General features: G+C 38.3%; 11 protein-coding genes. 4 read left to right on the plus strand and 7 right to left on the minus strand.

The window, feature by feature from the left end:
* Positions 1-75: 75 nt before the first annotated feature.
* The 4 genes from F580_RS0102560 to F580_RS0102575 form a co-directional block, all read right to left on the minus strand.
* Positions 76-1,611 carry an MFS transporter gene (locus F580_RS0102560; RefSeq protein ID WP_019026131.1) on the minus strand — a complete coding sequence of 512 codons (1,536 nt, stop codon included), beginning with the start codon at positions 1,609-1,611 and terminating at the stop codon, positions 76-78.
* Positions 1,612-1,692: 81 nt separating this feature from the next.
* Positions 1,693-3,024 carry a GH1 family beta-glucosidase gene (locus F580_RS0102565; RefSeq protein WP_019026132.1) on the minus strand — a complete coding sequence of 444 codons (1,332 nt, stop codon included), beginning with the start codon at positions 3,022-3,024 and terminating at the stop codon, positions 1,693-1,695.
* A gap of 392 nt (positions 3,025-3,416) precedes the next feature.
* Positions 3,417-5,495, minus strand: coding sequence for a methyl-accepting chemotaxis protein (locus F580_RS0102570; RefSeq protein ID WP_083926931.1), 2,079 nt, complete (start codon positions 5,493-5,495; stop codon positions 3,417-3,419).
* Positions 5,496-5,527: 32 nt separating this feature from the next.
* Positions 5,528-6,781, minus strand: coding sequence for a substrate-binding protein (locus F580_RS0102575; RefSeq protein ID WP_019026134.1), 1,254 nt, complete (start codon positions 6,779-6,781; stop codon positions 5,528-5,530).
* A gap of 384 nt (positions 6,782-7,165) precedes the next feature.
* Here F580_RS0102575 and F580_RS0102580 point away from each other — a divergent pair, with 384 nt between their 5' ends.
* The 4 genes from F580_RS0102580 to F580_RS25325 are packed head-to-tail and all read left to right on the plus strand — an operon-like array spanning position 7,166 to position 12,080.
* The gene (locus F580_RS0102580; RefSeq protein ID WP_019026135.1) at positions 7,166-8,428 is read left to right on the plus strand and encodes a sugar MFS transporter; all 1,263 of its coding nucleotides are present in this window, start codon (positions 7,166-7,168) and stop codon (positions 8,426-8,428) included.
* 52 nt (positions 8,429-8,480) lie between these two features.
* Positions 8,481-11,114: a glycoside hydrolase family 3 protein gene (locus tag F580_RS0102585; RefSeq protein WP_019026136.1), complete on the plus strand. Its 2,634-nt coding sequence runs from the start codon at positions 8,481-8,483 to the stop codon at positions 11,112-11,114.
* Positions 11,115-11,135: 21 nt separating this feature from the next.
* Positions 11,136-11,711 (plus strand): hypothetical protein, encoded by a 576-nt coding sequence (locus F580_RS23820; RefSeq protein ID WP_019026137.1) that lies wholly within the window; start codon positions 11,136-11,138, stop codon positions 11,709-11,711.
* A gap of 12 nt (positions 11,712-11,723) precedes the next feature.
* Positions 11,724-12,080, plus strand: a complete 357-nt coding sequence (locus tag F580_RS25325; protein WP_019026138.1) for a hypothetical protein — start codon at positions 11,724-11,726, stop codon at positions 12,078-12,080.
* 175 nt (positions 12,081-12,255) lie between these two features.
* Here F580_RS25325 and F580_RS0102595 read toward each other — a convergent pair whose 3' ends face one another.
* The 3 genes from F580_RS0102595 to F580_RS0102605 all read right to left on the minus strand — a co-directional run bounded on the left by F580_RS0102595 (position 12,256) and on the right by F580_RS0102605 (position 14,742).
* The gene (locus tag F580_RS0102595) at positions 12,256-12,552 is read right to left on the minus strand and encodes a type 1 periplasmic-binding domain-containing protein (protein WP_019026139.1); all 297 of its coding nucleotides are present in this window, start codon (positions 12,550-12,552) and stop codon (positions 12,256-12,258) included.
* 233 nt (positions 12,553-12,785) lie between these two features.
* Complete coding sequence (locus F580_RS0102600) at positions 12,786-13,796, minus strand: LacI family DNA-binding transcriptional regulator (RefSeq protein ID WP_019026140.1); 1,011 nt, start codon at positions 13,794-13,796, stop codon at positions 12,786-12,788.
* A 70-nt stretch (positions 13,797-13,866) separates the two neighbouring features.
* On the minus strand, positions 13,867-14,742 hold the full coding sequence (locus F580_RS0102605; RefSeq protein WP_019026141.1) for an AraC family transcriptional regulator: 876 nt from the start codon (positions 14,740-14,742) through the stop codon (positions 13,867-13,869).
* Between the last annotated feature and the right edge of the window lie 24 nt (positions 14,743-14,766).

Below are 14,766 nucleotides of genomic sequence, written 5' to 3' on the forward strand. Positions count from 1 at the left end.
CTTGTCTTTCGCTGTAACTATAAAGTTATTTATATAGTTAGCTATATTATTGGTAAATAAACAAATTAAACATTATTAAGCCGTTACTAAATCTGCTCGACGTTGTATTAATTCATTACCTATTTGTTGATTTTGTTGACAGCTTAATGGGTAAAATATCATTAATGCCGCACCAGCAAAAGCAAAGGCAGCGGGTATCCAACTCATCAGTAATTGCATGCCGGGTAAAGAAGCTTCAATAGTGGCCTTGTCCATACCGTCATAACCATAACTAGCAAGAACGACTAATACCAGTGCGCCAGCAAAACCACCGCCGGTTTTTTGTACAAAAGTTCCAGCCGAATAGATCAAACCCGTTGCCCGTCGACCATTTTTCCACTCAGAGTAATCCGCAGAGTCCCCTAACATGGTAAAGAATAACGTTGGCATCATGGCAGCAAAGAATTCAGCACTACAACCTAAGATGAAAATAGCAGTGATATTACCCTGAGGTACCCAATAGAAAGCGGCGGTTAACAAACCACTAAGCATGAGTGCGACAATAAACAACTTCCGCTTACCCAATTTTTTGGATAAATAACCAGTACATAAGGCGCCTAAAATAGACACCAGTAATAGTGCGATGAAGTACTTACCAATCATCAGTGTATCGCCCACTTGATATTTGAAATAATAAGCAATTGTGCCGTATTTGATGCCGTTAAACATCATGGTTAAAAAGCCAATACCTAAGAGTATCAACCAAGGTTTATTGGTCAGTAGGTCAACCATATCTCTTTGGCTGCCACTCATATCCTCAGGAGTATTGTTGATCAAACGTTTGATCAGTAGCCACATAGAAGTCATGATGATGACAAAGAATAAACCACTATATATATCGCGATAATAGAAAAATAAGCTCATGGCTAATAAAGGCAAAATGATAAAAGGTAAGTTCTTACTTAAATCAAATAGTTCTGTTTTCAAATTGCTCGATTCATCAACGACCGTTATTACCCGCTCTTTGGTGGTGGCAAAAGTTATCACCATTAGGGCAATTAAAATACCAGCAAACATATACATACTATATTGATAGCCTAAGGCATCATTGCCGTCACCAAAGTAGGCAACCAAGTCAGGTAAAAAGCCCATCACCAGTAAACCACCAGCAAAAGCCCCAGCAAAACGAAAGCCCGATAAACTAGTACGCTCTGTGTCACTAGCGGTCATTACACCCATTAAAGCGGAGTAGGGTACATTATTGACCGTATAGGCGAGGGTTAAACCTATATAGGTTACATAAGCGTAGATGAGTTTATTGCTATCAGATAAATCAGGGGTGGTGAAACATAACACCATAAACAAGGCTAAAAAGGGCGTTGACCATAAAATCCACGGGCGAAATTTTCCCCAACGGGTATTAGTGCGATCGGCAATCATGCCCATAATGATATCGGTAACGCCATCAGATAAACGTACCACTAAAAATAGCATGGCGGCAGCCGCAGCGGTTAAGCCAAAGGTGTCGGTATAAAACACCGCTAAGTAAGCTAAAGCGCCGCGCCACACTAGGTTAGCAGCTGCATCGCCTGTGGCGTAACCTACTTTTTCATAAAAGGGAATTTTAGTCATTGGGTCTTTATTTCCTTGAACGATATTATTTACTTAACTTAGTTAAATTAATTACTTAAATTATTTACTTAAGATGTTTACTTACCTATTGGTAATCAATGCTTTATAAGCAAGTCCACTGGCTTTAATGGTTCTTACTTGTGTATCGTAATCGACATAAACTATGCCAAAGCGTTTTAAGTAACCTTCTGCCCATTCAAAGTTATCCATCAAACTCCAGGCGAAATAGCCATGCACTTGTACGCCTTGTTCAATCGCATCATTCACTGCATTAAGGTGATTCTGATAATAATCAACCCTGTCTATATCGTTCACGACACCATCAATGATTTTATCAGCCATAGCTGCGCCATTTTCAGTGATATAAACTGGCGGTAAAGTGTACTTTTCATTTAGAGAAACGAGTAGCTCGGTAAACGCTTCCGGGTATATTTCCCAGCCAATATCGGTAAGTGGCTCAGGTGGATCAATTTGCAGGAAATGCTCATTTTCATCAGCGCGATAAATTGCTCGAGTATAAAAATTAACGCCTAAGAAGTCCATTGAATGAGCGATGATGGCCATATCACCCTCAAAGATATCAGGTTGATGCTCAGCAGGAAGTTGAGACATAATTACTGGATATTCACCGTCAAACAATGGCTTAATGTACCATTGATTAAAATAGTCATCAGCAAAGGTTGATGCTTTTACATCAGCTAATGATTCTGATTCAGGATAACAAGGGGTAAAGTTAAGTACGATACCATTTAAGCTATCAGGGCTATTTTTAGCTAATACTTGCATGGCTAAACCATGGGCAAGTAATAAATGGTGTGCAGCCTTTTTACCAAACTCTTTACCGACAATACCTGGAGCATGGATACCTGCTTCATAACCTAAAAAGGCACTGCAAAAAGGTTCGTTGAGCGTAGCATAGGAATAAACCCTATTGCTAAAAGCTTTTGAAATTAAGTCAGCGTAATCTCTAAATTTATAGGCAGTTTCACGATTTAACCAACCACCTTGATCTTCCAAATGTTGAGGTAAATCCCAATGATAAAGTGTGACAAAAGCTTTAATGTTTTTAGACTTTAAGGTATCTAAAATATTTAGATAATAAGTGACACCTTCATGGTTTAACTCACCGGACTCTGTTATCACTCGTGGCCATGAAATAGATAACCTATAGGCGTCAACACCTAATGAATCAATTAATTCAATGTCGTCTTGCCAACGGTTGAAATGATCACAAGCTACATCACCATTTGAGCCATCAACAATTTTATTTGGTGTATTACAAAACGTATCCCAAATACATGGAAGCCTTGATTCTCTACCGCCCTCAATTTGAAACGAAGCGGTGGCTACACCATAAACAAAATCTTTTGATAGCATTTTTGCTTGAGCGGGTAGAGTAAGTTTGACAGTCATTAGCGATTACCTATTTATAAAGCCAATTCAATTTGGCAGTTATCTTTATTTTTATAGAGGCGATTACAAAAGGCTTGATTAAAATATTTATATGTTCATCAATAGAGCCATGTAAGCGCTTACATTTAGGTTAGTGTTTTCTGTGCTTGAGGTCAACCTCTTTTAATTTGTTTAAGATGTTTGTTGATTTAACTATATGAAATATAGACTGATTAATGGTTTTCTTAGATAGGTTCAACGTAGGTTTATATTTTTTGGAAATAGTAACCTTGTTTGAATAATCAAGTTGACAATAAGTTTTTTTAAAACCCGCAAGTGTTAAAAGTTGTTATTTTTCAGTTGATTAATACTAATAGTAAAGCCTAGCTCGTTAATGTGGCTGTGCTTTAGTATTAATGAATATTTCTTTTAGTTGCAACGGTAAAACGGTCAACACTTTCACTATTTTCGTGCGCTATACTTGCGAGCCCTTGAACCGTTTCTTTAATTTCTTTGGCTGCCAAAAAGCTTGAATCACCTATGTCCTTTAACATAGAAACATTAGAGTTTAATTCGCCCAGGGTGGTACTTTGTTGCTCCATTGCCGCAGCAATGCGATGCAACATATCTTCGCTTTCAGTTACAGAGTCAGAAATTAAACTCATGTCTTGAGAAACTTGCTTCGAAATATTAACTCCTTCTTGGGAGTATTTTACTGCTTCTTCAACTAAACCGGCTATCTCATGAGCAGACTTAGCTGAGTTATTTGCTAGGTTTCTTACTTCATCGGCTACTACGGCAAAACCTCTGCCTTGCTCACCTGCTCGAGCTGCCTCTATTGCCGCATTTAGGGCTAATAAATTGGTTTGCTCGGCAATCTTATTGATTGCGGTAGTTATGTTGTCGATTTGAATGCTATTTGCTGATATCTTGTTGACCACCTCAATCATCTGAGACATTAAATCACGGCCGTGGTTAACCATAGTAACGGCATCAACAGCATTTTGACTGGCATTTTCAGTGTTGGTAGCGACTTCTGCAATTGACCGATTACTTTCATCTAACGCTTGAGCAACATGCTCTATTGACTCTTGTTGTCGAGATGAACCCTCAGAAACTACCTCACTTGCTTTGTCTGCTTTATCAATATTAGAAGTAATCATAGTGGTTGAAGCATGAATAGTTGCAATGGCTTGCTCTAGGGATGACATCGAAGAATTAATACTTTGCTTTAATCTATTTAAATCTCCCGTTGCATCGGCTTCAACTCTAACCGTAAGATCACCACTCGACACTTGCTCCATAACGTTGTTGATATCATTTATATTGCAGTGCAGGCTTTCCATTAACTGATTGAAAGCAATTGCTGTTTGACCAACTTCATCACCCGATTTAACATCACAGCGCAGGGAGAAATCTCCCTTAGCTTCAACTTCAGCAACTAATTGTTGCAAACAATCTAATGGGGCTATTAATCGACGAGCAACAAAGAACGATACTGCTGCGCCAACGACTAAAACAGCCGCAAGTAAGCTCCAAAGTAACTTTCTTACTTCCGACATTTTTGCTATTGAAAAAGCTTTTGAGTACATAACACTGACCAAAGCAATTTCTGTATTATTATTATTGCTTATGGGAAAAGTACTGGCGAAGTAACTGTTATTACTTAGTTCTACGTCATGCTTAATAACGGTAGAATTAGTGTTAGATAATTTTAAATTGACATCATTACTTAAGGCAGACAGAGCCTTTAAAGTACCTGAGCTGATTTTGTTCTCAACAAAAATATTTATTTGGGTTTTAGACAATTGAGATAACAATTTTACAAATGAATCGTCTAACTTAAAATGAGCAGACAAGGTACCTGATATCATAGCGCTATCGTATTCATCCATTACTGAAAATAATGAACTGATGGCCAATTGATTATCATAAATGTTAAAGAAACTGTTATTCTTTACAACAGTTTTGTTTTTGCTATGGCTATCAAAAGTGATGTTAGGTTTACTGTTAACGGCTTCTTGTCCATTGTTACTAACTAGCCAAGAGTCCATACCAATAAACCAGCCAGATTCGGATTTTTTCGCAAGATAATAAGCAATGACTTGGCCACTGTTAGCAGTTAGTACGACACGATCAAAGTTGTTTTTTTGTGCTACTGTGGCGAGTAACTTAGCAATTTCTCGCCCCATTTCAATATAAGCATCATCATAGCTAGCATTGGTGTTTTCCTCGCTTAATTCTGACAGCATAGCGAGATTCGATTTTAATACACTGATGTTTGCTAATGACGATATCACATTATTTTGGTTGTTCATCTTATCTTTCATTTTCTCTTGCACAACACCAACACCTACTTCTAATCTGCCTCTTGCTTCGTCGCTAAACCATTGCTCAGCTTTGTTACTGACGACTAGGGTGTTAACCAAAGCGGCAGCGACGGTTAACACCACTAAGGTCAGCACTATCTTCATCTTAATACTTAAGAGCATAATTTTACTCCGATCCAAAACGAAAATTACGGCTATTCTAGTTTAGTAGGCATGCCTGCCGCGATTCTTGCTTCATCCCATTCAGCCTTTGTTCGTGCAGCTTCTTCGCCATCCATCGAGCTGATAATTTCGAAAAAGTCAGATTTAAATTTATCTTTTAGTACCTCTGCTTGTGGTTTGCCTTTTACCGCATAGACGGTTTGAATATTTTGATGATCAAAAGCACGCCATACTTGTTTATCTTTTAATAAGGTGAAATTGTGACCTTCCAGTGCTTTGATCACTGCTGAAGTATCAAAAGTACCTGCTCGCTCAACAGCATCTTTATATTGATAAAGGATGGTATAAGCTGAAGCAGCTGACGTTGAAGGGTAACTATTGTATCTATTCGAAAATGCCTCAACAAATTTTATACCGCCCGCATAAGAGTTTTCATAAGGAACTTTCCATGACCAAGGTAAAGCTCCAACTACGCCCTCCATCACTTTAGGCCCCGCACTTTTTGCCATGCCCAGTGTTATATTTGGCACCACCACTGCCATCCTACGCTTCAACCCCATAGCTGTTGCTTGTGTTACTGCTCGAGCCATATCATTACCGAATAACACCAGAACTAAGACATCAGGTTTATTCGCTTTTGCTAACGTTAACGCTTTTTTAAAATCTTTATCAGAAGCACCGGGAAAGGGAGTTAACACACGTTTATGTTTTTTCTCATCATTGGTATGACTAAATTTTCTGATTGATGATTCTGTGGTCCAACCCCAAGTATAATCTGCAGTTATATAAAAAAACTTTTTACCAGAAAAATTATCATTAAGATACTTTGATAATACTTTTGCACCCATCCATGCGTTATAGCATTCTCTGAACATATGACTTTGACCAGCTTTACCCGTCGTAGCATTTGAATAGGTTAATGTACCAAAATATAGCTTGTCTCTTGATTTCGCTACCTTGCCACCTGCAATGGCTACTGCGCTCGATGAACCACCTAAAATCATCTGTGCGCCATCACTATCTATCATAGACTCAACATTTTCGGTTGATTTGTTTGCTTTGGAGGCGGTATCTTTTTTGACCAACGTTATGTTTTTACCTAAGATCCCACCTAATTTGTTTATCTCAATTATGGCCATTTCAGTGGCTTGTAGCTGAGCTTTTCCTTGAACACTATAAGGTCCGCTAGCTGGGTAGTTAAGACCTATAACAATATCATCAGCAGCAGTGACCGTATTCATCGTCAACAACATTAGACCAGTGCAAATGAGCATTAATTTTTTCATCAGACAATCCTCTACAGTTATTAAACATACTGCTCTACATAACTTATAAGCGTAGTAGAAATTAGTTGGATTGTATGTTATTTGTACAGTTAAGTGCATACACCTTTGGTATTTCAAATGGATAAAATTAAATTAGCTCGGCAAGTTATAGTAGCGGAACGAATATTGCTCCTTGTTAAAGCCTTTGTACAAAAATAACAACCGATTGGTATTGCGGACTAATTTGACGATGCACACTTAATATAGTGCTTACATATTTATTTAATTATTACTAAAGCTTTAAAAAACGCTTGAAAAATAGTGCCTACTAGCTTTTAATGTAAGCGCTTACATAAAAATAATTATCTACATTAATACTAATAGAACTATTCCTAAGGGGACATTATGGCTTCATTGTCAAACACTGGTATCTCACAACATATGGCAGATGAAACACAAAGCGCCGACTATCGCTTTGCACTAACATCATTAACGTCTTTATTTTTCATGTGGGGCTTTATCACTTGTTTAAATGATATTTTGATCCCGCACTTAAAAGGTGTATTTGATTTATCTTATAGTCAGGCGATGTTAGTTCAGTTCTGTTTCTTTGGTGCTTATTTTATTGTTTCACTGCCTGCTGGTGCAATAGTTAAAAAATTGGGTTACCAAAAGGGTATTGTCTTAGGTTTAATTATTGCAGCCATCGGTTGCTTATGTTTTTATCCCGCAGCAAGCATGCACAGCTATCCGGTTTTCTTAATGGCATTATTTATACTTGCCAGTGGTATTACCTTATTACAAGTATCCGCTAATCCTTATGTCAGTATGTTGGGTGATGCTAAAACGGCTTCATCTCGTTTAACAATGACACAAGCTTTTAATGCATTAGGTACTACTGTAGCGCCATTTTTTGGTGCCTTGTTAATTTTGAATGAAGCTGCTGATGCACTGTCGCCGCAAGCCTCAGCAGAAGCCGTGCAAATGCCTTATGTTTTTCTGGCCGCTATGTTATTAGTGCTAGCCGCGCTTTTTGCTTGGTTAAAGTTACCTAACTTATCTCCTGTTGAAGAAGAAAAATCTCATGATGAAGACAGTGGTAGTGCTTGGCAACATAGCCATTTAGTACTTGGCGCTCTTGGTATCTTCGTTTATGTAGGTGCTGAAGTCTCTATTGGTAGCTTTTTAGTAAGCTTCTTTGCCGATCCTAATATTGCTGGTTTAGAAGAATCGCAAGCGGCAAAATATATTGCCTATTATTGGGGCGGCGCTATGGTCGGTCGTTTTATCGGTGCAGCTGTTATGCAAAAAATTGCTGCGGGTAAAGTGTTATGTTTTAACGCAGCACTGGCCGTTATCTTGATTTTAGTTGCTGTTTTCTCATCTGGTACGCTTGCCATGGTGGCAATTTTACTGGTTGGTTTATGTAATTCAATCATGTTCCCAACCATTTTTAGTTTAGCCATTCAAGGCTTAGGTAAACATACCAGCCAAGCATCCGGTATTTTATGTTTAGCCATTGTTGGCGGCGCAATCATTCCGCTTTTTCAAGGGCTGTTAGCTGACAGTATTGGCGTTCAACCAGCATTTGCTTTACCTATATTGTGCTATTTCTTTATCGCTTATTACGGTCTATCGGGTAGTAAAATAAAAGAAATTGCCAAATAAGAGCTAGTTATCAAAACGCTATTAGCTATTAACCTGAATAAGAAGTAACACAATGATAAACAATAATTTTATTAATATTTGCTTAAAAAGCAAAGACTCTAAAAATCATAAACTTAAAGCCAGCTTACTCTGCTTGGCTATTTCGTCATTACTTGTTGGCTGTAACGGCAATAAGCAAGAGGCAGTTTCGATGATAAATTCCGAGGACACAGCTACATCACCGCAACAACCAAAGCCTTCAACCAATATAGATATTTGGCCAACACTTGATATTGAAGTAAAAGCCGATGCCGATATTGAAGCTAAAGTCGCATCGCTGTTAGCTACCATGAACCTTGAGCAAAAAGTGGCGCAAATGATCCAACCGGAAATACGAGATATCACTGTTGAAGATATGCGTAAATATGGTTTTGGCTCTTATTTAAATGGTGGCGGTGCTTTTCCAAATAACGATAAACATGCCACACCTATTGACTGGGTCAATTTAGCGGAAGCCATGTATCAAGCGTCAATCGACGATAGCTTAGACGGTAACAGAATCCCGACTATGTGGGGCACAGATGCGGTACACGGACATAACAATGTTATTGGTGCCACCTTGTTTCCTCATAATATTGGTTTAGGTGCGGCAAATAACCCTGAGCTGATTGAAAAGATTGCTGCGATCACGGCAACAGAAGTGATGGTAACCGGTATCGATTGGGTTTTTGCACCAACGGTCGCCGTGGTACGGGATGATCGCTGGGGTAGAACGTATGAAGGTTACTCTGAAGACCCTGAAATAGTGAGAGAATACTCTGCCGCTATAGTAAAGGGTTTGCAAGGTGCAGCAGATAAAGATTTTCTCGGCGATACCCGTGTTATCAGCACAATAAAACACTTTATCGGTGACGGTGGCACTGAAGGCGGTGACGACCAAGGCAATAATATCTCCTCAGAGCAGGAATTATTTGATGTTCATGGCCAAGGTTACATAGGTGGCTTAACGGCTGGCGCGCAATCGGTGATGGCATCCTTTAATAGCTGGCACGGCAGTAAGGTTCATGGCAATAAATACTTATTAACGGATGTGTTAAAAGGCAAAATGGGCTTTGATGGTTTTGTTGTTGGTGACTGGAATGGTCATGGACAAGTTAAAGGCTGTTCAAATGAGAGCTGTCCACAAGCAATAAATGCCGGCTTAGATATCTTTATGGTGCCAACAGATGCATGGAAGCCACTATATGAAAATACTATTGCCCAAGTAAAAAGTGGTGAAATTGCACAGTCACGCATTGATGATGCCGTGAGCAGAATTCTACGCGTTAAATTCAGAGCCGGTCTTTTTGATAAACCAAGCCCAGCAAATAGGGCTTTATCAGGAAAAACACACTTAATTGGTGCAATAGAGCACAGAGAAGTTGCCAAACAAGCGGTAAGAGAGTCACTAGTGTTATTGAAAAACAAGGGTAACTTATTACCTTTGTCTGCTAGTCAAAAAATACTGGTTGCTGGTGATGGCGCTGATAACATTGGCAAGCAATCAGGTGGTTGGACGATAACTTGGCAGGGCACTAATAATTTTAATGATGACTTTCCGGGTGGCAGCTCAATCTATTCAGGCATTGAGCAGCAAGTTATTTCTGCGGGTGGTCAGGTAGAACTTAATGTTGATGGTGATTTTGAGACTAAACCAGATGTCGCGATAGTTGTTTTTGGTGAGGAGCCGTACGCAGAAGGCGTTGGTGATATTGAAAATCTAGAATACCAACAAGGTGTAAAACAAGACTTAGCACTATTAAATAAATTAAAAGCACAAGGAATTCCCGTTGTTTCATTATTTATTAGTGGCCGTCCAATGTGGGTTAATGCAGAGCTTAATGCTTCAGATGCCTTTGTCGCGGTTTGGTTACCAGGCTCAGAAGGTGTTGCGGTTGCTGATGTGCTTTTCAATAAAGTCAGTGGTGCAGTTAACTATGATTTTACCGGAAAGTTATCTTATTCTTGGCCTTCATCGGCAAATCAAACTAGGGTAAACCGTTTTGATGAGCATTATCAGCCATTATTACCTTATGGTTTTGGTTTGAGTTATGGCGATGAAAATGTCTTGGCGGATAATTTACCAGTGAGTAACACCACAAATAAGATTGGCTTACAAGCCATTACTTTGTTTGAAAGTTCGGTGAAAGCGCCCTGGAAAATAGTTATCGCAGATACTGACTCGTCTAGTGTGATGACAAGTAGCATAATTGAAAATAAAGCGCTGTATTTACGTACCATTGATAGAGATGTTCAAGAAGATGCCAGAAGAGCACTATTTAACGGCACCCAATCTGGTCAGCTCGCTTTTACCAGTGTTCATGCCATTGATTTAACACCCTATAAAAAAGTAAACTCGACGCTTGAACTAACGGTGCGTTTACCTAAAGAGCAAGCTTTCTCTGAACAAGAGCAAGTTTACTTATCTATGGGCTGTGGTGAGCAATGCCAAGGCAAAGTCAGTATAAGTAAGGCGTTGTCAGCATTAAAAATTAACCAATGGCAGACGTTGGTTATTGACTTACAATGTTTTGAGAAAAGTGGCGCAGATCTGAGTAAAATTATTAGCCCATTTATTTTATCTACAGCGGCAAAGTTAGAAATCGACTTTACTGATGTTTATATTAAACCCAATAGTATTGATAAAATAAATGTATCTTGTGACTAATAGATAAGTTGAGGTTAAGTGATGCGTCGTATAACCACTATTTATAACATCTTGTTTTTAATGTGTTTTCATTTTTCGGTTAACAGTATTGTTCATGCAACGGACACTATTCTTTACCCTTGGTTTGATGAAGACAAATTCAAAGAAGATGAGTATTACCTCGCATTACTTAAACTTGCTCTAGAAAGCTCTAAAGACAAATTTGGCGAATATGAGCTTAAAAAAGCCATACAACCTATGTTTCAAAATAGAGCTATGTTAGAAATTAAATACAATCGTAATTTGAGTGTTATCTGGACAATGACATCACAACAACGCGAGCAAGAGTTAAACCCCATCAGAATCCCTATCTTAAGGGGGTTAGGCGGTCACCGTATTTTTTTAATAAAAGCGGGACAACAAGAAAAATTCTCTAAGATCAATAGTGCCAAACAACTCAAAAAACTCTTTGCAGGGCAGGGACATGATTGGCCTGACTCTTATATTTTATCTGATAATAATTACGGGCTAGTCACTGGTCCTGGCCATAAGACATTATTTAATATGTTACAGCATGGTCGCTTTGATTATATGCCGCGCGCATTGCATGAGCCATAGAATGAAGTGAAAATGTTTAAAGGTTTGCAGGTAGAGACTTCACTGGCGTTGCATTATCCATCGCCCTATTATTTTTTTGTTAGCAATGAAAATGTAAAACTTAAAAACCGTATAGAAATAGGCTTAATCAATGCAGAAAAAGATGGTAGTTTTCAACAATTATTTGAGAGTCACCGTGTGACCAAAAACATGTTACTTTCTGCTAAATTGGAGCGAAGAAAGATCTTTAAACTGAAAAATGCATTTCTTTCAAAAGAAACTCAAAGAATGGTCGAAAAAACAGCGTTATTTAATACTAGCTTTAATTCAAATATTAGTGATAGGTTAAATAACGACGCTAAAAAGAGACTGCCTGTTAGAGTAGAATAACGGTCAATTTAAGTTAGCTGAGTGGTTAAATAGCTGTACTCATTTCTTTAGGGTTAATTTAATCCTACTTTGATCCCTATTGCTTTAAGTGAGATAATACTTTTAAAAAATCAAACTGGTAGTGACTTAATTTGGTTTGATGGCTCAAGGTAAAATGCTGGAAACTAACCTTTCTCTAATCGGGATTATTAAGTAATACTTGATAGTCAGCAATATTGTCTCTGTCGATTAACTGTAACTGGTAAGAGGGGGCATTAGAGCCAATGGTAAAGGCTGCTTTACCCTTGTTATGATCATATATTTTAACCATTGCCCAAGCGACTTGCATAAAGTGGCCACCGACACTGGCGGTATAGCGATTCCCTTTGATTGCCTGTAAGGCTTCTACCGTCCAGTCAAAGCCACCAATAAATATGTTTTGATTGATGGTTTTCCCTTGCTCATTGGCAATGTCAGCGACACCCAATGCCATTACATCAGCTGCAGACCAGACTATCGTAATATCTTGATAGCGTCTTAATAAACCAATAAACCAATAAACATATCACCAGCAATTTTTCTTTCCCAACGAGCGTTTACTATTTGAGCAAGGGCGAAGTCAGTATCATGGTCTAATTCTTCAATTAGACCAGCATTACGCTCTCTAGAATGGCTGCTTATATCCCCAGAAATTTCGACAACATTTAATTAATTGAGCAGGATGTTTTACGTCTTTTCTACATACACCTGAGTGGATTCTCGTAATACCAACTCGGTATCAAATTGATTTTGAATGACAATGTCTTTCTGGTTATATCTATTTTTCAAGACCCATAGCACAGCCATGCGGGCCATTTTGTTAATCGGATTTTCAATGGTCGATAATTGCGGGAATAAATATGCTGAGAAATAGACATTATCAAAGCCGATAATAGAACAGTCTTGTGGAACTCTTACATTGTTTTCACGGGCAACTCGCATCGCTGCAGACGCCATTTCATCATTAGCGCATACTAGGGCGGTAAAAGGCTTTTTATTTTTAAGTAAACTCAACATGCCTTCTCTGCCGCCAATAGTGGTGTAATCAGCTTCGAAAGTTAACGCTTCATCAAAATCTATGCCTGAGTCAGTAAACGCTTTTTTGTAACCGTTAAATCTATCAATGGCATCAATCTTCCATAAAGGACCAGAAATATAAGCGATATTGCTATGGCCGTTTTCTAATAAGTATTTAGTTGCTTGGTAACTGCCTAAAAGGTTACTAATGAATATACAGTTATCTGATATTTCAGCAATATAACGATTAATGATCACCACTTTAGTTGAGCCTTTACTTAATTTAATAAGATACTCATCTGAGATAAAATCAACACATAAGATTAAGGCATCACAATTTCGGTCTATCAGAAATTGAATCGCATCTAATTCTTTTTTCTCATCGCAGCCACCGGAAACGATAACCGCATGTTTGTTGGCATTGCTTAGTTCACTTTCAACGCCTGAAAGAATATCACTGTAAAAAGGTCCACTAATTTCAGCAACTAAAACACCAATACTATTAGAGCAATTAGAAGCTAAAGAGCGGGCGGTGAAGTTGGGTCGATAATCAAGTTCTGCCATTGCTGCCATGACTTTGGCTTTAGTTTTTTCACTGACATGTTCATGATTATTCATCACCCGTGATACGGATGATAATGAAACACCGGCGAGCTCTGATACTTGATAAATTGTTGGCATTTTAACGGTTAACTTGAAGTGATGATTGCAGCCACTCTATCATGAAATTGGTAGCGCTTTCAAAACATTGTCATTCAACTTTATTCCGCCAGCGTCCAGGGCTTATTTGATAGTGCAGCTTAAATCGATGAGCAAAACTCGTACTGTCGGCATAACCTATGGTGTCGGCAATTTGGTCTAAATTGTAATGAGTATATTGCAGTAAGTAACATGCATATCCTAATCGCGCATGGGTCAAATATTTCATCGGTGTCATACCGGTTTCTTTTCTACATAACCGATAAAATTGTGGCTCTGAGATGTACATTTTTTTCGCAAGTGTTTGAACTGTCCAAGGTAATTGCAACTGTTTGACCACGCTTTGCATTAGTGCATGGAATCTGACTTGTTGTTCAGTTCGATTGGCATTTTTATTTAATGTTTGCTCAATCTGAAAGAGTAATACTTCCACTAACCGTAATACTATATTGGTGTTTAATTCTTCATTGTTATGATTGAATTCTTTTAGTAATGCCATGGTTTGGTAAAGCTTGCCCGCATTAGCATTGCTGAAAACAGCCGGCTCTAATTGATGAATAAATTGATATTGTTGGCAGTCGTGTAATAATAACCAAGACATATCCCAATATTCACCATCAAGTTCGTATAAAAAAGCAGTGCCGGCAGGTAATAAAACAATACTGTTGGCTGTTAACTTATACTCTTTGTTATCTAAGGTTATTTTACCTTGACCTGAACGGGTTACTAGCAAGTAATGAACATTAATTCGCTTTTGTTGTTTATTGCCAAGTTGCTCACCTTGGCCGGTTTTTCCTATTTGATATTTTGTTCGTAACGTTGAGATGCCAGCACAAGCTATATAGTCTTGGGCTTTACCTGGGAAGTCTTTAAAATTAAAAAAAAACTCTTGGCAGTCTGGATGAATATTTAAGATATCTTGATTCATAGTTTTATTTTGATGATAGTTTTA

The organism is Colwellia piezophila ATCC BAA-637, assembly GCF_000378625.1.
GTDB lineage: Bacteria > Pseudomonadota > Gammaproteobacteria > Enterobacterales > Alteromonadaceae > Colwellia > Colwellia piezophila.

Bases quoted from the DNA above. Each gene is read 5' to 3' on its own strand.
- F580_RS0102585 (WP_019026136.1), top strand. From the start codon at position 8,481: ATGATAAACAATAATTTTATTAATATTTGCTTAAAAAGCAAAGACTCT.
- F580_RS0102580 (WP_019026135.1), top strand. From the start codon at position 7,166: ATGGCTTCATTGTCAAACACTGGTATCTCACAACATATGGCAGATGAA.
- F580_RS25325 (WP_019026138.1), top strand. From the start codon at position 11,724: ATGTTTAAAGGTTTGCAGGTAGAGACTTCACTGGCGTTGCATTATCCA.
- F580_RS0102575 (WP_019026134.1), bottom strand. From the start codon at position 6,781: ATGAAAAAATTAATGCTCATTTGCACTGGTCTAATGTTGTTGACGATG.
- F580_RS0102565 (WP_019026132.1), bottom strand. From the start codon at position 3,024: ATGACTGTCAAACTTACTCTACCCGCTCAAGCAAAAATGCTATCAAAA.
- F580_RS23820 (WP_019026137.1), top strand. From the start codon at position 11,136: ATGCGTCGTATAACCACTATTTATAACATCTTGTTTTTAATGTGTTTT.
- F580_RS0102595 (WP_019026139.1), bottom strand. From the start codon at position 12,552: ATGGCATTGGGTGTCGCTGACATTGCCAATGAGCAAGGGAAAACCATC.
- F580_RS0102560 (WP_019026131.1), bottom strand. From the start codon at position 1,611: ATGACTAAAATTCCCTTTTATGAAAAAGTAGGTTACGCCACAGGCGAT.
- F580_RS0102570 (WP_083926931.1), bottom strand. From the start codon at position 5,495: ATGCTCTTAAGTATTAAGATGAAGATAGTGCTGACCTTAGTGGTGTTA.
- F580_RS0102600 (WP_019026140.1), bottom strand. From the start codon at position 13,796: ATGCCAACAATTTATCAAGTATCAGAGCTCGCCGGTGTTTCATTATCA.
- F580_RS0102605 (WP_019026141.1), bottom strand. From the start codon at position 14,742: ATGAATCAAGATATCTTAAATATTCATCCAGACTGCCAAGAGTTTTTT.